This is a genomic window from Ilumatobacter coccineus YM16-304 (assembly GCF_000348785.1).
GTDB classification, from domain to species: Bacteria; Actinomycetota; Acidimicrobiia; order Acidimicrobiales; family Ilumatobacteraceae; genus Ilumatobacter_A; species Ilumatobacter_A coccineus.
Genome location: NC_020520.1, coordinates 2,572,749 through 2,593,722, shown reverse-complemented (window position 1 = coordinate 2,593,722; position 20,974 = coordinate 2,572,749). Strand labels below are relative to the sequence as shown.

Below are 20,974 nucleotides of genomic sequence, written 5' to 3'. Positions count from 1 at the left end.
CGGTCAGCGCACGAACCGGGTGACCGTTTCGACGTGATGCGTCTGCGGGAACAGGTCGAGCACTTCCACGCGCTCGGCGGTGTAGCCGTGCTCGGCGAGGAGTTGCGTGTCACGGGCGAGCGACACCGGGTCGCACGACACCAACACGAGCACCGGTGCTTCGGTGGCCGCGAGTGCACCGACGCCCGGCTTGGCGAGGCCGGGACGTGCCGGATCGGCCACGATCACGTCGATCGGCGGCGAGCCTTCCGGGAGCGCCCACTTCGCCATGTCGCTGCGGACGATCGTGTGGCTGCGACCCTCGAGGTTCGCCTCGGCGTCGAGACACGCCGAGCGTGACGACTCGACGAGCGTGACGTGGCGCGCCGGGCGCATCACGGTCGCGGCGAACAATCCGATGCCGCCGTAGGCGTCGAGCGCATGCTTGGCACGCCCGAGTTCGGGGGCAGCCCGCTCGACGGCGTCGACGAGGAGTTCGGCGGCCTGCACGCCGCTCTGGAAGAACGACGGCGCCGACACCCGGAGGTTGACGTCGGCGACACGTTCGGTCAGGAACGCACGATCGCCGATGTGCACGCTCGAGTGCAGACCGCTCACGGCCTGCTCACCCTTCTTCGCGTCGATCGTGCGGCGCTTCTCGCCGCGACGACGGCGATCTTCGGGCTTCGTCCAGCGTGCCGTGACGCCCCCGGTCGCCTCCGAGGTCCTCAACGTCAACTCGACCCCTGGTGCAACCGTGAGGTTGCGGATGAGCCTGGCGATGTTCTCGTGAGCGACCTGGCAGTGGTCGATGGGAACGATCTCGTCGCTGCGTTCCTCGCGGAACCCGACTCCTCGGCCGACCTTCGACGGCAGACCGGTGAGCCGGATCGTGGTGCGGTAGCCGTACGGCTCGACCGAAGCTCCAGCCTCGACCAGTTGTTCAACCACCTCGACGTCGAGCTTCCCGACACGTCGAAGCGACTCTTTGACGATCTCGACCTTGGCCTCGAGTTGATGTCGAGTGTCGAGGTGCATCCAGCCGCACCCACCGCAACCGGCCACCCGATGCGGGCAGGTGGGTACGACGCGTTGCGGCGACGCCTCGGTGACGTCGTCGGGCGAGGCGAGCTCGGCGCGAACGAAGTCCTTGCGGTCGTTGCGAACCACGGCCTCGGCTTCTTCGCCGGGCAACACGCCACGCACGAAGACCACTCGCCCGTCGTCGAGTCGACCCATCGCTTCGCCACCGGCGACCAGACGGTCGGGGCTCACGGTCACCGTACGGGGAGTATCCATCTCCGCATCGTACGGCCCGGATGGCAGACTGGTTCCATGAGCGATGTCAAGTGGTACTGGGACCTCGGGCGGAGCAAGGCGGTACGCGCCGACGAGCGTGGGCCGGGAGACGACACACTCGGGCCGTACGACACCCGGGGCGAGGCCGAGAACTGGCGCTCGACCGTCGACAAGCGCAACGACGCCTGGGACGACGCCGACGAAGAATGGGACGGCGACGACGACACGCCGGACTGAGTCGCCGCGACTGAGTCAGCAGCAGCGACTCAGCAGCCTCGTTCAGCGTTCGCTGTTGCGCACGGTGCCGACGAGCGGCGCGCCGTTGCTGTTCCCGGCGACGCACAGCACTTCGCGATCGTTCTCCTGGTCCCAACTGGTGAGCGTCGGGACGATCCACGAGTAGAACAGATCGGAGTCGAACGCGCTGATGCCGACGTAGCCCTCGAAATCGCGGAGGCACGCCGCCTGGGCGAACGCCTCGAGCTCGTCGAATCCCGGATACACCGGATAGGTCTCGTCGTCGAGCACCGGCACCGAGTAGATCTCGTGGCTGTGCGGTTCGCCGCAATCGGTCACCGGGAGCGAGTCGATCTCGGGTCCCTGCTCGAGCGGCACAGCCAGACACGTGCCAGGTCCCTGTGACCCGACCTCGATCACCGACTCGCCGTCGACACCGTCACTGCCGCCGGAGCACGACACGAGCAGGATCACCGCGGCGACAGAGCCCACCAGGCGGCTCCATGCGCGCCGGTTCGCCGCTGCTGCGTCGCTCCCCCCGTGTTTCACCGGGCGAACACTACCTCAGCTTCGACGAGCAACATCTCCCCCACCGCCCTTCGACCCCTGAGTTCGGCTACCATCGGACCAGCGATCACGGCGCGTGCTGCGATCAGAACAAGGTCTGGGAGGGCGCAGGTGCTGGAGCACATCGACGACAGTCTCGAAGCACTGTTGCGTGCCACCGTGCCCCTCAGCGCCACCGACGTCGACGTGGCGTTCGAAGCACCCGATCGCGAGTGGAGCGCCAAGCTCACCCGACCGACCGTCAACGTCTTCCTGTGGGACATCCGTCGGTCGACCACGCAGGCGAACAGCGGTCTGCGGACCGTCACCCGTGACGGTGTACGCGTCCATCAGCCGGCGCTGCCGGTGCTCGAGTTGCGCTACGTCGTCACCGCGTGGACTTCCGACCACGGCGACGAACGAGCGTTGCTCGCCGGGCTGCTGCGCTCGCTGCTCGCCCACGCCACGATTCCTCGCGAGTTCCTTCCGGCGAGCATGGCCGAACTCGACCCGCCGCGCGTCGAGATCGCCCGTGCGGGCGAAGACCACATGGACGTGTTCAAAGCGCTCGAAGGCAAGGTCAAACCCGGCATCAACGTCGTGTTGTCGAGCGAGTTCGACATCGGCGTGTTCACCGAGGCGGGCCCACCGATCGAGACCATCGAGACCACCATCGGCCGGTTCGACTCGGTCACCCCGCAATTCACCGGCAACGGACCCGACACTCGTCGCCGGGTCGCCGGCGAAGTGCTCCACGCCGTCGAACGAGGCGCGATCGGTGCGGTGGTCAGATCGAGCATCGACGCCAGCCACGTCAACGCCACCGGACGGTTCGTGCTGCGAACCGGCGTCGACGACGAGATCACGATCGAGACCGAACCTCCGCTCACCATGGCCGTCCCCGCAACCGGAGGCGTGCGCTTCGAGTGATCGAAGTCTGATCCGATGATCACCGCCCTCGAGACCTCTCACCTCTCGGTCACTCCGGGCCGGTCCGCGCGCGTCGACATCCAGGTCACCAACACCGCCGACGTCATCGACGGCATCACCGCGCTGGTCGACGGCATCAACCCCGACTGGGTTCGGCTCGAACGGCCGCTACTCAGCGTGTTTCCCGACGCCTCCGACTCGGTCGGCGTCGTCTTCGACATTCCTCGCACCTGTCCGGCGGGCGACTACCTCGTGGTCGTGCGAGTCGTCTCGACCCTCGATGCGACCCGCGAGAGCGTGCAGGACTTCTGGCTCACGGTCGAGGAGATCGTCGATCTCCAACTCACGCTCACCCCGTCGATCGTCTCGGGCGGTGCCAAGGCCCGGTTCGCGGCGACGGTGGCGAACACGTCGAACACCGAGGTCGAGGTCACGGTCAACGCGTGGGAACCGACTCGGGCGATCGACTGCCGGGTCGAACCACAGAGCATCGTCCTGCCGTACGGCGAATCGGCTCGCGTCGACATCGACCTCCGTGGGCCGCGCCCGTGGTTCGGTCAACCGCTCCCCCACGCGATCGTCGTCACCGCGCAGATCGACGACACCGTCGTCGAACAGAGCGCGTCGTTCAATCAGAAGCCGCGTATTCCTCGGGGCCTCATCACGGCGGTCATCCTCGCGTGCATCGTGCTCCTCTGGGCGCTGATCTTCCTCTGGGTCATCAGCGAGATCCGCGACGGCGACGTGGTCACCAAGGCGGTCGCCACCGACTTCGTGGGCGGAGCCGACAACATCCCGCTCGCCGACATCGCCGGACTCGCCGAAGGTCGCATCACCGCGGCCACCACCGGCGAGGGCGTCGAGCGGATCACGGTCGAAGCGAACCGCGTCACCGCCGATGGCGAACTCCTGCCGGTCGGCTCGGTCGCGTCGGGAGAAGACGGCCGGTACGCGCTCACTGCACTCGTACCCGGCACCTACCTCCTCCGGTTCAGCGCCGACGGCTACGACGATCTCTGGTACCCCGGTGTGCCGACCCCCGACGAGGCGATGCAGATCCCGATCGTCCCCACCTCGGTCGCCACGCCCGACGAACTGGCCGCGTCGTCGGGTCTCGACATCGAGATCTCGGGCGATGTCGGCCGCCTCCGCGGTGCGGTCGCCCCGCCGGCCGACTCGGCCGACGTGGTGCTCACCGTGACCGCCACCCCGGTCCCCGAGGGAGCCGTGGCGGCTCCCGCCGACGCTGGCGCAGGCGTCGACGGTGCCGGCGCCCCGATCGTCGGTGACGGATCGGCGCCGGCTGCCGACGGCCCCATCGGACCCGACGGCACCCCGCTTCCGGTCTACGAGCAGGTCACCACCGACCTCACGTTCGACCTGCAAGGCCTCCCCACCCCGGCGACCTACGACGTGCGCATCAGCGGCGACGGTTTCGAGACGCAGGAGGTGCGCCAGACACTCGGCGGTGGTGACGCCGTCTACATGAACACGGTTCGCCTCGGTGCCGCCGACGGCTCGATCAGCGGCATCGTCGTCAACCAGTCCGACTCCCGACTCGGCGACGTCACGGTCACCGCCCGAGCCGGCGAGAAGACCTTCACCGCCACCACGCCCACTGCCGGTCTGATCGGCGAGTTCCAGTTCGTCGGGCTCGACACACCCGAGACCTACGTGCTGACCTTCGAGCGCGAGGGCTTCGGAGGCAACTCTCTGGCGCTCAGCCTCGCACCCGGCGAGAACCGCACCGGGCTCCGCGCGGTACTCGTCGGCGGCAACGGAACGGTCACCGGCACCGCCGTCGACGGGAACGGCCTGGCGGTCGGAGGCGCCGCGGTCACGGTCGCCGGCGGCGAAACCGAGGCCGAGACGGCCACCCTCACCACCGGGTCCGCCGGTTCGTTCGTGGTGTCCGACCTCGACGTGCCACAGCGGTACACGGTCACCGTGTCGGCCGAAGGGTTCCAGACCGAGACGGTCAGCGCCACGCTGCTCGCCTCCGGCACCACCAACGTCGGCAACATCACCCTGCTCCCCGTCACGTCCGACATCCGCGGCACCGTCACCCTCGACGGCACCGGCGTCGGCGATGTCACCGTCACCCTCGGCAACGGCCAGACGAGCCGCTCGACGGTGAGCGCGACCAACCCGGCCGGTCAGTTCGCGTTCTCGGGTGTCGCCGAGGGCACGTACACGTTGACGGTCGACCGCGACGACGTCGACCGCAAGGTCGTGCTCGTCCGCGTCGTCGGTGGCGTCGACGTCGTGCGCGACGTTGCCGTCACCCGAGCGGCGGTGCCCGCATGACCACCGTGCACGCCGTCGCGTTCCCGCACAACGTCGAGGTCGCTCCCGGCGAAGGTGGGTTGGTCACCGTCACCATCTCCAACACCTCGAAGGTCATCGATTCGTACCAGGTGCAGGTGTTCGGTCTCGATCCGGCGTGGGTGCAGGTCACGCCCGACCGCCTGTCGCTGTTCCCGGGCGACACGCAGACCGCCGAGATCCGAGTCACGCTCCCGGCCGACTACCCGTCGTCGCAGCGCATGATCTCGGTGAACGTCGTGTCCGACGACGACCCGACGTCGTTCCACCTGTCGAACATCGAACTGCTCGTGTCGCCGCGTGCCGAGATGAGCATCGAGCTCGACCCGACCATGGTGACGGGCGGCAAGTCCGCGACGTTCGGCATCGTCGTGTCGAACGACGGCAACGCGGTCGCTCGCGCCGACGGGTTCGCCGTCGATCCGGAGGAACTCGCCGAGTTCACGTTCGACCCGCCGAGCGTCGTCGTGCCGCCCGGACGAAACCAGGTCATCCGCGTCACCGCGCAAGGTGGCCGAACGTGGTTCGGGCAGATTCGAGCCCGGACCTTCACGTTCGGCGTTCGCAGCGATCTCGTCGGCTCGGCCGCCGGGCTCTCCGAGGAAGTGGTCGTCGAGACCGTCGGCACCTTCCTGCAGCGACCGCGAGTCGGTCGATGGATGATGTCGCTGCTCGGTCTGCTCACGGCCGCTGCGGTGTTCGCCGCGGTGCTGAGTCGCACGTTCGACTCGGTCGTCGACGAGGCTGCGGTCACCGACGAGTTGATCGACGCTGCGCTGAGCAGCGACGAGCCCGGCGGCGCGGTCGTCCCGACCGATCCCGGCACGCTCACCGGCAACATCGGCGCGGCGACGGGCGGCGGTGGCCTCGCCGGCGTGCAAGCCGAACTCTTCGTGCCCGGCGACCTCACCACCCCGGTCGCATCCGGCGTGACCGACGAGGCCGGCTCGTTCTCGCTCTCGAACCTCGCAGCCGGTACCTACAAGCTCAAGCTCAGCGGGGCCGGCCTCGAACCGTTGTGGTTCCCCGCCGGCAAGGTCGCCTCCGAAGGCCAGGACATCGTCGTCGGCAAGGGAGAGAATCCGCCGCTCGAGCCGGTCGCCGTCGGCGGCCTGCCGGTCGAGGTCGGCGGAAGCGTCGACGCCGAAAACCCGTCCGACCTGTCCGGCGTGGTCATCACGCTGGTCGCCGAGAGCAGTCTCGACGTCGATGGTGACGCACTCGTGGCCACCGTCGAGGTGTCGCCCGACGGCACGTTCAACCTCGAGAACGTCCCGTCGCCGGGCGTCTACGAGCTCCTGGTCGAGAAGCCGGGCTTCGCGACCGAACGTCGAACGGTCGTGGTCGAACCCGGCGAAGGACTCGGCGACCTCGAACTCTCGCTGCAGCCGGGCAACGGGATCGTCGCGGGCTCGGTCACCGACGAACGCGGTCAACCACTCGGCGGCGTCACGATCAGCGCCACCGATCAGGTCGTCACCGTCGAGACCGTGTCGCTGACCGAAGGCGCCGAGGGAACGTTCCGCGTCCGCAACCTGCCGACGCCGGGCCAGTACACCGTCACCATCAGCCGGCCGGGCTACATCTCCGAGACGCGCACCGTCGCGTTGAGCGAGGGCCAACTGGTCGGCAACTTCAACGCACAACTCGTGCCCGCCATCGGCGAGATCAACGGACGAGCCACGGTCGACGGTGTCCCGGAGCAGGGGCTCACGGTCACGCTCACCGGAGGCGACGTGGTGCGCACCACGGCCGTGGTGAGCCAGGGCCCGGCCGCCGGGTCGTTCGGCTTCAACCAGCTCCCCGCACCCGGCACCTACACGCTCACCTTCTCCGGTGCGAACGTGATCCCGCAGGTTCGCGTGATCGACGTCAACCCGTTCACCGGATCGCCGATCGTCAACGGCGTCGACGTCTCGCTGTCGCCGGAGCGGACCGTGGTCCGAGGCACGGTGACCGGCATCAACGGCGACCCCGAACCCCAGGCGACGGTCATCCTCAGCGACGGCACCAACGTGTTCACCTTCCTCACCGCGGACGAACCGGCGGGTGAGTTCGAGTTCTCCGACGTGTCGCCCGGTGCCTACACGCTCACGGCGAGCCGCAGCGGCACCGATCCGGTCGTGCGCCTCGTCAACGTCAGCCCGACCGCCGGTGCGCCGGTCCAGAATCTCCTGCTCGGCGTGCAGGCCTCGCTGACCGGTCGTGTGAACGGGTTCGACTCGACCGCACGCTCCGTCACGCTCCGCCTGTTCCTGCCCGAGCAGTTCCCGAACGGCGACTCGGTCGCCGTCACGCAGACCGACGCCAACGGCGAGTACACCTTCCCGTCGCTCGATGCCCCCACCACGTACGTCGTCGCCGTGTACGTCAACGAGAACGCGGCCGATCCGCTCGACTCCGTGGCGATCGAGACGCAGCCCAGCGACCCCAAAGAGGTCCCCGACTTCACCGTGAGCCTGCCATCATGACCGCCCAACTCGAGTCCCTCTCCCCTGTCGTCGACGCCACGCCGGGTGAGGTCGCTCCGGGACGCATCCGGCTGACCAACGACGCGGCCACCTCGGTTCGATTCAGCGTGCAGGTCGTCGGGTTGAGTTCGGCGGTCGGCGGTCCGGGAGCGTTGGCCGGCTCGCAGAGTGGCGTGTTCACGGTCGACGTCGACGCCGGGGCCACGGTCGACTGCGACATCCCGGTTCCGATCCCGATCGACATCGCCGTCGGTCAACACGCGGCGGCGTTCCAGGCGTCGTCGAGCCGGCCGGGTGACCGCCCGGTCCTGGCTCCGTTCACCGTGTCGGTCGAATCGGTCGACAAGGTCCGCCTCACGGTCGAACCCACCCCGATCCGAGGGCGTCGCCGAGCCAAGTTCCTGGTCGGCATCTCGAACGACGAGCCGACGCCGGTCGCGTTCACGCTCGACGCCGAGGCGACCGACGTGAAGGTCAAGTTCAAGACCTCGGCGTTCCGGCTCGTGCCCGGCCAACGGGCGGCGACCAAGGCCCGCCTGCGAGGGCCACGTCACCTGTTCGGCGAGGTCATCCAGCACAACCTCGTCATCGCCGCACGCGGCAAGGCATCGGCCAGCACCATCACCACGCCCTACGTGCAGCGTCCGGTGTTCGCCCACAAACTGCGCGCCCTCACCGCCGGACTCGCCGTCATCGCGCTCTGGTTGGCTGCGATCGGTGGCGTGGCGCTGTGGGTGTCGAATCGCAACGACGACGCCGCGACCGAGCAGGCGCTCGAGGCCGAGAACGCGGCGCTCGTCCGCCTCGTCGACGCCAACGGCGACATTCTCGCCAACGGACCGTACGTCGCGCTCGCCGACGGCACGATCGTCGATTCCGACGGCGGGGTCGTCGACGGATTCAGCGTCGACGCGAACGGCAACGTCGTCGACGACAAGGGCAATCCGATCAACGGCGTGTTCGTCGACCCCGAGACCGGCGAACTCGTCGATGCCGATGGCACACCCATCGGACTGCCGACCGGCTCAGGTGACGGAGGTGACGGCGACGGCAACGGATCCGGAGGCGACCAGACCGCCGTCGGAGCCGACGGCACGGGCGGCGACAGTGGCAGCGACGAGCCGGTGCAAGGCATCGTCGCTCCGACGACCACGCAGTTCCGCGGCACCGTCTCGGCCGCCGGAACCGACGATCTCTCCGACGTGGTGATCACCCTCTTGCCGATCGATCTCGGCGAAGAGCCCCGCCCCGACGCCACCGTGCTCGATGCGCCGGGACAGGCGCCAGGCCAGGGCGGAGTCCCCGATGGCACCTCGGCGTCGAAGATGTGGTCGGCTCGATTCGTGCCGCTGACCAACTCGCTCGGCCCGCTCCGCCAGACCGAACCGGCGCCGCCGCTCGAAGCGATCGCCGGCGTCGACGGGGTCTGGCTGCTGTCGGACGTGGCACTGCGCCAGACGTACGAGTTGTCGTTCGCCAAGGCCGGGTTCGACACGCAGGCCTTCGTCATCTCACCGCCCGACGACGGCACACCGGTCGAACTCGACGTGTCGCTCGAACCGTCGAACGGGCTGATCTCCGGTCGCGTCCTCGACAACGGGTCGCCACTCGGCGGCGTCGAAGTCGCCATCTCCGACGGCACGCTGACCTTCACCACGACCTCGTCGACCGACGGCGACGTCGGAAGCTTCGCGTTCGAGGCGGTCAGCACGCCGGGCGTCTACACCCTCACGGCCACGCGCGACGGGTACGGCACCGAGGTCCTCCAACTCCCGATGGACGCCGGGCAGCAGCGCGACGACGTCGTGGTCGACATGCAAGACGGCGTCGCCACCCTGAGCGGCACGATCGTCAACGAATCGGGCACCCGGCTGGGTGGGGTCACGGTCACCGCGAGCAACGGCGAGATCACGCGCACGACCAACTCGCTGACCGACGGCAACCGCGGCTTCTACAGCCTCCCGCAACTCGACGTTCCCGGCACCTACACCGTCACCGTGTCGCTCGACGGCTACCTCCCGCAGACTCGGCGGGTGCCGCTCGGCGGGTCGCTCGGCGGCGTCGACTTCGCCCTGGTCAACACGACCTCCACACTCACCGGCATCGTCTCGTCAGCCGGCGGGGGCGGCATCGTCGGGGCGCTCGTCACGCTGTCGAACGCCGACCTCGAGTTCGAGACGTCGACGGCAGCCGAATCGCGACCCGGGTCGTTCCAGGTCGCCGACCTGCCACCGGGCACGTACACCGTCACGATCGAGCACTTCGAACACGAGACGGTCACCGAACTCATCGAAATCGCCGAGGGGGTCAACCCGCCGCTGTTGGAGGTCACCCTGCCGATCCGCACACGCGGCATCGACGCCGGGTTCGGTTCGCTCGTCGTCGAAGTCGTCGACCCCGGCGCCGAAGACGCCGCCGAACGCGAGATCCGCGGCGCCACGGTCACCCTCGTCACCACGCTGACAGGCGAGACACTCGTGTCTCGGACCGATCCCGACTCGTTCACGTTCGAGTTCACCCAGATCCCGGTGGGCACGTACACCATCAACGTGTCGGCCCCGCTCTACAACGATGCGGCGCCGCGCACGGTGTCAATCGGCCAGTCGCAAGAACGCCGCACGATCGAGATGCTCGCGTTCGGCGCGGCGAGCGGCAGCATGGTCGACTCGATCACCGGCGAGGTCATCCGCGGCTACACCGTGAGGTTCTTCGAGCAGGACCCACTCGGTGGTGGCGAACGCGAGATCGGCCCCGCCGAGGTCAACGTCGCGTCGTCGTCGACCGACGGCTCGTGGGCCACGGCGCCACGTGTCCTGCCGACCGGCACCTACCGTCTCGAAGTGTCTGGCGCTGCCGGCTACCGCGAGCCCGCCACGCAGATCCTCACGCCCGGTCTGCCGCCGATGCAGTTCACGGTCGAACTCAACTCGGGTGAGGCCACCGAGATCCCGACGCTCGTCGCCGATCGCTACCCCGACATCTTCGGACGGGTGTACGAGCCGGTCCTGATCGGTGGTCCGGCCGCTCCGGCGACCGGTACCGACTTCGTGGCGATCGACGAGCCGACGCTGCAGGCCGCCATGAGCTGCAACGGTGGCCCGCAGGTGCCGATGACCATGGGCGACGAGTTCGGCACCACGTCGGGCACCGATCTCGATGCCTTCTCGCTCACCCGTCAGGCGGTCGACGCCAACGAACTCATCGGCGACTGCGAGGTCGAGATCACCGCCGACGGTTACGTGACCGCCACGGTCGACCTGCCCGGTGTGGCCCCGACCGACGGTGACGTGTTCCCCGACCGCGTCGTCACGACCGCTCTCGTGCATCCGGTCGACGAACTCGGCGGACGAGTCTTCTGGATCGACCCGCGCAACGCCCCGAGTGAACTGCCCCTCGCCGGTGTGCAGATCTTCAGTGACTCCGCGATCACGTCGATCACCTCCACCGACACGACGCCGACACCTCCTGGCCCCGAGCCGAGCACGTCGTCGACTCGGATCGAGACCACGTCCGACGCCGCGGGACGGTGGGCACTCGACGACCAGATCTTCGGCGGTGCCCGCTACACGTTCCGTCAGTTCGGATTCCAAGACGGTCTCGTCGACGTCGTCATCGACCAGGACCAGAATCGGGTCGTCAGCGAAGTGTCGGGCGTCGACGTGTCGGGACCGGGAGACGATCTCGCCGTCCAACTGGTGCCGCCGAACGACGGCTCGGTCAGCGGCGAGGTGAGCATCCTCACCATCGACCGCCCGCCGTCGTTCACCGACGTCGGGATCACCGCCGAGAATCCGTTCGGTCAGACCGCCAGCGACCTTCCCGCGTCGGCGCAGTGCCAGGCCGCCGACAGCGGGCTGTGCATCGAGCGCAACGCCAGCAACTTCATCATCGATCAGGCGGCACCGGGTACCTGGCGAGTCGACTTCACGCCGCCCGACAACCACGTCCTCTTCGGCAGTGCGTCCGCCCGCGTCGAGCAACTCGTCGGCCCGCAAGAGGCGAAGGTCGGCTTCAACACGACCTACGTCGAGCTCGGGAGCCTCGACGTCGACCTCTTCGACGTCAGTGCGTCGAACCCTGCACCGACACGCGTGACCTCCAACGTCACGCTGACACTGTCGCCCACGTCGGGGCCGGCGGTCGCACCGATCGTCGCCTGCTTCGGAACGGCGGTGCACCCGGTCACCGGTGCCGCCTGCGACCCGCATCCGATCAACGGGGATCCGTACACGATCGATGGCATCCCCGTCGATCTCTCCGCTCCCGAGGCCGTCGCCGCGTTCTACTCGCTCAACGCCGTCGTCGCCGGGTACGACCAGACCACTGCCGTGGTCACCGTGTCGGCGCCGCTCCCGTCTCCGACCACACAGAGCCAGATCGGATCACGATCCATCCCCGTCGGCTTCTACGCCGGCTCGAAACCGACGGTCAACGTCGACCTCCTACCCTTCGGCAAGATCGAAGTCGACGTGCGCGGCGAGATCGAACCGTGTGTTCAACCCGCACCACCGCCGTCGTACCAGGACTGCTCGGCAACGAGCTACGAAGAGCTGCGCATCGTGCCGACCGATCCTGGTGATCCGGCGCTCGACGTCACGGTCGAGTACGTCGACATCAACGGCAACCCAGCGCCGGTCGACGCCGGCCTGATCGGCGTCACGCAGGCCGACGATCACATCGAGATCCTGGGCCCGGAGGGCTACTACCGGATCCTGGTGAGCCATCCCGAGTACCAGCCCAACGTCCTCCAGCGTCCGCAGAAGACGAACAACGGCGGCATCGGCTGCACTCGCTTCTGCTCACCGTCGTTCGTCGAGGGCGTGTACCAACTCGCGAACGACAACCCGTCGAACGACCTGGCCGGTGCCTTCACCCTGGAGCTGCGTCGGAGCACGTTCGAGCTCTCGGTCTTCGAAACGCTCGACGCAGCGGCCCCCGCCGTCGGTGGCGTGACCTACCGACTCACGCGCACCGACGACAACGTCGTGGCACACACCGGAACGCTCGCCGCCGGCGACAACTCGATCATCGTCGCCGACGTGCTTCCGCGGCCCACGCCGTACCGACTCGACGTGGAGAAGGCGGGTCACTTCACGGCGATCACCAACATCGTCGTCGGCCGCAGCAACACCGACAGCGCCGCGACCAACCCGACCCGCGTGGTCGTCACCGCTCCGCTCCCGGCCGTGGGTGCGAGCGTCGAGGGCAACCTCGTCGTCCGGAACGAAGACGGCGGTCCGGCTCCGGTGCCCGCCGCAGGGTTCACCCTCGCGACCGACTTCGACGAACCACAGATCCTCGTCGACGACGACGGCGACGGCAGCGGCACGTTGCAGGACAACGACAACGCGGCCGGCGACAACGCGGCGGCCGCGCAGACCGGCGGCGGGAGTTCGATTCCGTTCTCGGTGACCGGGTTGGCGAGCGGCGACCACGACCTCACGTTCGAGGTGCCGAACGGTTACACCCCGAACTTCGGCGACACGAACGGAACCCCTGGCCCAGGGTTCACCGTCGTCGAAGAACTGCTCACCAACAACGAAGCCAAGGACTTCGGGGATCTCTCGTACACCGTCGCCGACGTCGACACGGTCACGCTCTCGGTGACCGGTGCCAACGCAGCCGAGATCTTCCCGAACCTCCGCGTGCTCCTCCTCCCGCCGGGTGTGAGCGCCAGCCCACTCCCCGCTGCGTCCGCCGGGTACGACGGCACGCTCGTGTCGGGCAACGCCGACGACAACCCGACACCGGTCACCGTCACGTGGACCTCGATCGCTCCCGACACGCGTGCGTACACCCTCGTGATCGTCGACGACCTGCACACGTTCACGCCCCGCTCCGTCTTCATCCCCGTCGTCCCGCCGGCCATTCCGCCGGCGGCCGGCGGAACGACCCATGCACTGGCATCGGCGACGCCGACGGCCGCCGATGGTCGGGTCCGCGGCACGACGCAACGTGTGGTCGGCAACGACACCGAAGACATCGACAACGCGACCACCATCACGATCTTCCAGGGCGGGACGGCGCTGAGCCCGCAGCCCGCCATCGAGCGCGACGGAGCGACCTATCACGTCGACCTGCCCGCCGGTGGCTACGCCGTCGAGATGTCGCAGCCCGGCTACTCGACCGATCGGAAGACCTTCACGATCAGCCCTGGGCGAGCGATCGACCAGAACCTGTCGATCAACCAAGAGGTCACGCTGACCATCAACGTCACCCCGTTCGCCCCCGCCGACCTCGTCGTGCAGGCCGTGCCGACGAACGGAAACCCGATCGCCGCGACTCGCGTGACCCCCGGTGGCACCACCTTCACCGTGGATGTCCCGCCCGGCAGCTATGTGGCGCGAGCAACAGACACCGACTTCGAGAGCCCCGTCGTTTCGTCGACGGTGACGCTGACCACCGCCGGCGACACCGTCACCCTCGACATCCCGCGGATGCTCACGGTCGACGTCGTCGACAGCGCCGGCAACACGACACGCACCGTTCGTGTCTTCCAGGGAACCACTCAGGTCGCACGCATCCAGCAGAGCGGTTCGAACAAGACCTTCGAGTTCGTTCAGATGGCCGATGGCGCCACCCTCAATCCGAACAACAACCAGATTCCCCGCACCGGTTCGTTCACGGTGCTCGTCGAGGGCGCCAACCGGCTCACCGTCGACGACGCCACCGTCCTCGACACCTTGCAACCCGACATCACGGTCACCCTGCTCCCCGAGGTCGACCTGTCGGGCACGATCTTCGCGGCAGATGGCACCACGCCGATCACCTCGCGACCGGTCGTCGACCTCGTCGTCAAGGCCGGCAGCCCGACCCCACAGGAAGGTCCGGGCAGCAGTCCTCCCGACACGGACCGGGCGAACAACTCGGGCGTCTACGAGTTCGACAACCTCAGCAATGCCTCCGATGGCAGTGCCGTGACCTTCGTGCTCTCCACCTCGGTTCCCGGCCAAGGCGCCGCATCCGAAGAGATCGTGGTCTCGGGGACCAGCACGACCCCGGCCACACAGAACCTCACGCTGGCGCCGCGCGACATCACCGTGACCTTCACGGTGCTCGACGACGAGACGTCCGCGCCCCTCTCGGGCGCGCAGGTGACGTTCGGCGGACAAACGCTCACCACCGACTCGAACGGTCTCGCGGAGTTCACGGTCCCCGAGAACACCGCCCGCGGCTACACGGTCACCGCGAGCCCGTACCTCTCCGACACGGGCACGATCGACGAGGTCACGGCGTACCCGGCGTCGCTCACCGAAACGGTCGACATGGTGCCCGAGACCGTCACCGTGACCTTCACGGCGTCCGGCGTCGCCTCGACGGCCACCCAGCCGAGCGTGACGTTCAACGGCAGCACCGAACAGATGACCGCGGGCAGCGCGTCGTTCACCGTGAACAAGACGTTGTCGACTCCGCAGACGTGGACGATGACATCACCGGCCTATGGCACGCAGTCGGGCTCGATCGCGAGCTTCGCGGCCGACTCGACCGTCAACCAGGCGCTCACGCTGAAACCGATCACCGGAGTCGTGAGCAATGCCGGCGGAACGGTCGCCTCGGCCGGCATCGTGTACTGCCTCCTGTCGGACCCTGTCGTGGCCTGCCCGGCCGGGCCGGCGGTCGCGACCACCGACACTGACGGGGTGTTCAGCTTCGCCCATCCAGGCGACGGCGGCTCGCCCGGCACACCGACCACGTATCAGCTCGAGGCGAGCGGCGGTGGCGAAGCCGGCACGGTGACGTTCGTGGTGGGCGGTGACCTCACGGTCACGCCCACCTCCGTCGACGTCCTCATCGCCTGAACAACCTGGTTATTTCCATCCGGGATGGAAATAACCAGGTGGGTGGTCAGTTGAGATTCTCGTAGATGATCGGGACGATGACGCACGCGGAGAGCGCGCCGCCGAGCAACCACCAGACCCACCACGGCGACGTGGGGGTCTCCTCCAACGGAACCGGCACGAACACCTCGGGTTCTGGCTCGGGTGCCGGGGGCGGCGGTGGAGGCGGCGGGTCGAGATCGGCCTCGCACCTCGTGCAGTGCGTCTCCGACAGCGCGTTGAGCTCGCCGCACTCGGGACAGATTCGGCTGCCGACCCGACGACGACCGCCGGCGCCGGGCAACCGGCGAAGGGTCGCCTGCGCGTTGCCGCCCGGTGTGGTGATCGGCGCCGACGACGGCGCCCAGAACAGCGGATAGTCGCACTGCGAACAGAACTCGTCGGCAGCCCGGCGAACCGCCAGCATCTCGGTCTCGGCGCCGCACTCGGGGCAGGTCACGTCAGCCATCGGTTCCTCCCTGGTCGTCGTTGCCGTCGGGCGGGCGAGGTGCCGGGAGCACATCGCCGGTCTCGGAGGAGGTGGTTCCACCGAGTGTCATTCCGTCGGCACCCGGGCGCAGCGTCGTCGAGTCGTGCGGCAGCGACATCGCCCCCGAGGCTTCGACGGCACCGGCCGGATGGGCACTGCTCGCCGCCAGGCTCTCGGGACGATGCCCGGTCCGGTTCGCCTGGACGTCGGCACGGGGCCACACCTGCTCGGCACCGATCCAGAGATCGAACGTCACCGTGGCCGGCAACTCGGCTCGCACGATGCGAATGAGATCGTCGACCTTGTTCCACCCGGCGTTCTGCACGTCGAGGCGCACGTGTGGCGGCCCACCCGGTGCTTCCTCCTTGGCGAACACGCCGCCCGAATCCTGCACTTCGACCGGTCCGCCCGTCAGCAGTTTGAGCAGCTTGCGCACACCGATCTTGGTGCCGCGCCACTGGATGAGCTCGGAATAGCCCATCACGATCTCGCGCTGCAGACGATCGTCGAGCGACGAGTCGACCCAGTCGACGCCGAACCACTCGGCCATCTGGCGCACCATGTTGTCGGGAGCGACCGTCGGGTCGAACATGTGCTCGAGCGTGTCGACCTGGTCGAGCACGGTGTCGGCGAGACGCTGGAAGATCGTGACGAACCGGACGAAGAAGTCGTCGTCGGTCATGCCGACCGGGAGCTGCCAGAGGAGCCAGTCGTCGCGCCTCATTGCACGACCACCTGATGATTGGTGGAGAGAAACAACGAGTCGGGTGAGAGCTTCACCAGCTCCTTGCCGAACCCCATGCGCTCGTGGTTGCGCAGGTCGTACTCGAAGAACAGGACCTCGTCGACCTTCTCGACGCCCTCGACCGCTTCGAGCACTTGGAACACCGTCGCCGAGTTCAGGTCGGAGTCGAACGACCAACCCTGGCGATCAGCGCCTCCGGAGATGGGGTTGATGTAGTCGTAGAGCGCTCGCTGGCACCGGTCGCGCACCAGCGACGCCGGGCGACCCGGCTGCGCCGAGACGAGACTGGCGACCGTGACGCCCTGGTAGTACGGGGTCCCGATCTCGATCGTGCTGCCGAGCACCCGCCGCTCGTCGAGGTAGCCGGCGATGCGGGCGATCATGTCGTCGGGCAACGCGAAGTCGTCGAGCACGAGCGACTCGGCGCGTCGTTTGACGTTGGGCACCACGAAGAGGCGCACGGGGTCACCGGGCTGCTCAGGAGCGAGGCAGCGCACTCGGGCGACACGACTGTCGGCTTCGCCGGTCAGCCGCTCGAAGTCGGACACGGTGACAGCTCGCCCGCCGGCGCGAACCGACTGGGGCCCGCGCCGCTTCGCGTTCTCGACGGTCTCGGCGTCGACGCCACCCGACGACGGCGCCAGGTTGGTGACACCATTGACGTACGGGATCGCGCTGCGCATGCCGGTGAGGGTCCCGGAGCCGACGTTGCCGGCCGCTCCCCCGCCCGTGCGATAGCTCGTGAGGCGGAGTTCGGCTCCCTCGGGAGGAATCGCTCCGTGCTGGCGGATCCCGCCGTCGGGATAGCGGATGAGCGGCCCGAAGCGGATCTCGCCCGTCGACGAATCCCAGGCGAAGTGGTGATCGTTGTGCGTCGAGTCGACGAAGTCGGTCACCTCGGTCCATTCGCTGCTCTCGGTGCCGACCGTGACGACGAGCACTTCGTGTCCGTCGCGCGGCAGAATCGGCTTTCGCGCGGTCTGGAAGACCTGGTCGGGTTTGCCGGTGCTCATGCCGAGGAACTCGTCGTCGATGCGCTCCGAGTGCTCGGCTTCGACGGTGAGACCGACGCAGGTCGCGCTCACTCGGCGGATCTGTGGTGACGCTCGGTAGAACGGCTGGCCGGGCGCCGGTTCGGTCAACCGGGCGCGCAGCCAGTACGCCCGCTCGCCGCCGAGCGTGAGCGGCTCGTGCGCGTTCGGCACGAGCAACAGGAGCGAGCCGTTCCGGTTGAGCCCACCGGTCGTGTCGGCCACCTCGTCGTTGCCGGGCATGTTGGGGACCGCGGCCGGTATCCAGCCCTCGCCCTGCCAGACCTCCCAGACGATCGGTGGGCGGTCGGGCATCACGCCGATGCCTTCGACGGTCGCCTCGATCGCGAGTCGGATGGCGTTGCCGCTCAGCGAGTTCTCGAAACCAAGGTAGAACGCGTCGCCGGGCGTCAGCGGCGAGCGGGGGAAGCAGGGGATGCTCTCGAGGCCGAGGGCCAACGACTCCCACACGTTGACGTAGCGGTCGTCGCCGTGCGACGTGAGCGCTGCCGTGAGCCGAGGCGGGACCACCGCTGCCGCCTCGATCGTGGTGAACACCCGAGGCGAACCGACCGATCCGACGGTGGTCACCTGGGTCCCGCGCGGGATCTCGATGCCGCCTGCCGCTCCTCCGTTGACCCAGAACGTCAGGTCGGTACGAGCAGCGGAGGCGGGAAACTGCTCGAAGCCGAGGAGGTTCAGCATCCGGGTGTAGAACGTGTCGGGCACCTGGTTGAGCCGGAAGAGCGTCATCTCGGTCATCCAGGCGAACAACTCGATGAGCGCGACGCCGGGGTCCGACAGGTTGTGGTTCGTCCACTCCGGGCAGAGCTGCGGGATCATCCGCTTCGCTTCGTCGACGAGGTCCTGGAACTTGCGATCGTCCAGGTTGGTCACCGGGAGACTCATCAGTCGTCCTCTCTCGGAATCACGTAGAAGGGGTACACGAGGTTGCGTCGATCGTTGGTCGAGCGCACGGTGTAGTCGATGTGGATGTGGACCTCGCCGACGTCGGCGCTGCTGGAGTCGAGTCGTACGTCGTCGAGGTGCACCCGCGGTTCCCAGCGGCTGATCGATTCGCGTACGGCTTCGCCCATCAGCCCGAGCGTGTTGGCGTTGATCGGTTCGAACAGCATCTCCCAGATGCGGCAGCCGAAGTACGGGCGCATCAGGCGTTCACCAGGGGCGGTCGTGAGCACCATGCGAATCGACGAGTCGATGTCGTCGACGCCGGTGGTCGTGGCGATCGCCCCCGTCTGATCGACGCGGAGCGGGAACGAGATGCCGCGGCCGACGAAATCGGACGGGTCGTCGTTGACGTTGCTCATCAGTTGATCTTCACCAGTGAGCCCTTGACCTCGGCGATCGCCGTCGTCTCGACCTTGACCGGTCCTTTTGACTTGAGGTCGGCGCCGAGGGCGCCTTCGAGCTTGAGGTTCTGTTTCGCCTTGACGTCGAGGTTGTTGCCGGAGATCTCGATGTCTTGCTTGGCCTTGATCGTGATGTTGTTGCCGTCGAGCGTGATGTCGCCGTTGTCGGCCAACTCGACGGTCGCCTTGCCGTTGGTGACCTTGATCGGGGTGTCTTGGCTCGTGATCTCGATCTTGGTCTCGCCGAGTTCGAGAAAGGTCTTGCCGTCGCTCAGATCGATGCGGACACCCAGGTCTTCCGGATCATCGCCGTCTTTGTACGTCATCCGGTGCCCCGTGCGTGAGGTGACCGAACGCGACATCACTCTGCCGTTCCTGATGATCTCGCCGACATCCGGGGCGGCGTCCCGACCGTTCCAGAGACCCCCGAGCACGTATGGACGTTGGAGGTCGCCGTTCTCGAAAACGACCGCGACCTCGTCACCGATCTCGGGAATCGACATGGAACCTCGCGCTGCACCGGCTCCCGACGAGATGACTCGAGCCCAATGAGACTCGTTCTCGCCGCGGAGCACCGGGATCGTGACCTTGACTCTGAGGAGTCCCTCGGGGTCCTCCGTATCGGTCACGGTCCCGACGGTGATCCCACTGGTCAGGCGCTCTCGACTCGTCGGCGCCTGGTGGCTGAACAGATCGACGAGGGTCGTCGGTTCGAGCGGGCCGAAGGTGAACTTCGTGGTGAATGACTGTTGCCGACCGAAGAGGTGCTCCACCCCGGTCAGGTAGTACTTACCGTTCCAGTTCGGGTCGAGGTCACCGATCTCGATGACCGACCCCGGAACGAGCTTGCCGTTCACGGCCACTTCTCCGCGCCCGGTCAATTGCGCTGCAGACAGCCGATGCGTGATGCCTTCGGCCACCGCTTTGGCGTCGGCCGGTGTCGACACCGAGATCGGTGAGGCAACGGCCTCCTTGCCGGGGAAGTCGCCGCTGACGTGTCGGGTGATCGGCACCGTGTGCCCGTTCTTCACCGACGAACGCTCGATCTTGCTGTTGACCCCCTTCTTCTCGGACGGGTCCCACCCGAGTACGTCGACCGATTCGGGCTGCTCGGTTCCGCTGAATCGTGCCGAGAACGAACGCAGCGACGAGGCACCGAGATACTTGGCCACGGGTCCGGCGGCGTCGCGACGTCGGACGATCAACTTCGTGTCGTCGACCAACCATTCGCACCCGTAGGCGCGGGTGAGGTCGGTGAGGAACTGATGCGGAGTACCCGATTGCTGAATGTGTTCGAACCTGATGCTTCCGACAGTGTTGTCGACGTCAGCGGTCAAACCGGCCGCCCCCGCGATCTCTCGGATGACGCCACCGAACGTGATGGAGAGATGCGACGTTGCATCGGTCTGGTTGCCGAGCCGGTACGACTTGTCGTACGCACCGATCACCAACTGCGTTTGGCGCACCGACACGTCGATGCCGATCGTCATGACCTCGCCCTTGAAGATCGGGCTGGTTTCGACGTCGTCCTCGGTTGCATCGATGCTCAGTTGGGTACCGACCTTGACCGAGTCCGCAAGCGAGCTCGACTGGTCGAATCTCAGTTCGGCGAACGCTGCCGCACCCGTGGTCCGCGACACGCGCAAGGAGAAGAGCAGGTCGGCATCCTCCGACCGGATCGCGGTGCCGTCGAGCTTGATGAGCGGAGCCGAGGTGACGAGCGTGTCCTGCATG

The 20,974-nt window shown here is 67.7% G+C and carries 12 protein-coding genes; 5 read left to right on the top strand and 7 right to left on the bottom strand.

Features of this window, described 5'->3' with window-relative positions:
* Positions 1–3 precede the first annotated feature (3 nt).
* Positions 4–1,278 carry a class I SAM-dependent RNA methyltransferase gene (locus YM304_RS11635; protein ID WP_015441883.1) on the bottom strand — a complete coding sequence of 425 codons (1,275 nt, stop codon included), beginning with the start codon at positions 1,276–1,278 and terminating at the stop codon, positions 4–6.
* Between the two features lie 36 nt (positions 1,279–1,314).
* Here YM304_RS11635 and YM304_RS11630 point away from each other — a divergent pair, with 36 nt between their 5' ends.
* Positions 1,315–1,515 (top strand): hypothetical protein, encoded by a 201-nt coding sequence (locus YM304_RS11630; protein WP_015441882.1) that lies wholly within the window; start codon positions 1,315–1,317, stop codon positions 1,513–1,515.
* 42 nt (positions 1,516–1,557) lie between these two features.
* Here YM304_RS11630 and YM304_RS11625 read toward each other — a convergent pair whose 3' ends face one another.
* Positions 1,558–2,064, bottom strand: a complete 507-nt coding sequence (locus YM304_RS11625; RefSeq protein WP_015441881.1) for a septum formation family protein — start codon at positions 2,062–2,064, stop codon at positions 1,558–1,560.
* A 129-nt stretch (positions 2,065–2,193) separates the two neighbouring features.
* On the opposite strand from YM304_RS11625, the gene YM304_RS11620 reads away from it, so the two are divergent.
* The 4 genes from YM304_RS11620 to YM304_RS11605 are packed head-to-tail and all read left to right on the top strand — an operon-like array spanning position 2,194 to position 15,586.
* Positions 2,194–2,991, top strand: coding sequence for a DUF4255 domain-containing protein (locus tag YM304_RS11620; RefSeq protein ID WP_015441880.1), 798 nt, complete (start codon positions 2,194–2,196; stop codon positions 2,989–2,991).
* A 15-nt stretch (positions 2,992–3,006) separates the two neighbouring features.
* Positions 3,007–5,298, top strand: coding sequence for a carboxypeptidase regulatory-like domain-containing protein (locus YM304_RS11615; RefSeq protein WP_015441879.1), 2,292 nt, complete (start codon positions 3,007–3,009; stop codon positions 5,296–5,298).
* The gene (locus YM304_RS11610) at positions 5,295–7,787 is read left to right on the top strand and encodes a carboxypeptidase regulatory-like domain-containing protein (RefSeq protein ID WP_015441878.1); all 2,493 of its coding nucleotides are present in this window, start codon (positions 5,295–5,297) and stop codon (positions 7,785–7,787) included. The genes YM304_RS11615 and YM304_RS11610 overlap by 4 nt, the downstream gene beginning before the upstream one ends.
* Positions 7,784–15,586, top strand: a complete 7,803-nt coding sequence (locus YM304_RS11605; RefSeq protein WP_015441877.1) for a carboxypeptidase regulatory-like domain-containing protein — start codon at positions 7,784–7,786, stop codon at positions 15,584–15,586. Before YM304_RS11610 ends, YM304_RS11605 begins: the two co-directional genes overlap by 4 nt.
* 46 nt (positions 15,587–15,632) lie before the next feature.
* Here the strand turns inward: YM304_RS11605 and YM304_RS11600 are convergent, their stop codons facing one another.
* From YM304_RS11600 to YM304_RS11580, 5 genes are read right to left on the bottom strand one after another with little or no spacing between them, the layout of a single operon-like run.
* Positions 15,633–16,073 (bottom strand): hypothetical protein, encoded by a 441-nt coding sequence (locus YM304_RS11600; protein WP_041298226.1) that lies wholly within the window; start codon positions 16,071–16,073, stop codon positions 15,633–15,635.
* Positions 16,066–16,818, bottom strand: a complete 753-nt coding sequence (locus YM304_RS22500) for a phage tail protein (RefSeq protein WP_015441875.1) — start codon at positions 16,816–16,818, stop codon at positions 16,066–16,068. Before YM304_RS22500 ends, YM304_RS11600 begins: the two co-directional genes overlap by 8 nt.
* Complete coding sequence (locus YM304_RS11590) at positions 16,815–18,767, bottom strand: putative baseplate assembly protein (RefSeq protein ID WP_231897588.1); 1,953 nt, start codon at positions 18,765–18,767, stop codon at positions 16,815–16,817. Before YM304_RS11590 ends, YM304_RS22500 begins: the two co-directional genes overlap by 4 nt.
* A gap of 11 nt (positions 18,768–18,778) precedes the next feature.
* Positions 18,779–19,198, bottom strand: coding sequence for a GPW/gp25 family protein (locus YM304_RS11585; protein ID WP_015441873.1), 420 nt, complete (start codon positions 19,196–19,198; stop codon positions 18,779–18,781).
* Positions 19,198–20,973, bottom strand: a complete 1,776-nt coding sequence (locus YM304_RS11580; protein ID WP_015441872.1) for a phage baseplate assembly protein V — start codon at positions 20,971–20,973, stop codon at positions 19,198–19,200. Before YM304_RS11580 ends, YM304_RS11585 begins: the two co-directional genes overlap by 1 nt.
* Position 20,974: the final 1 nt, after the last annotated feature.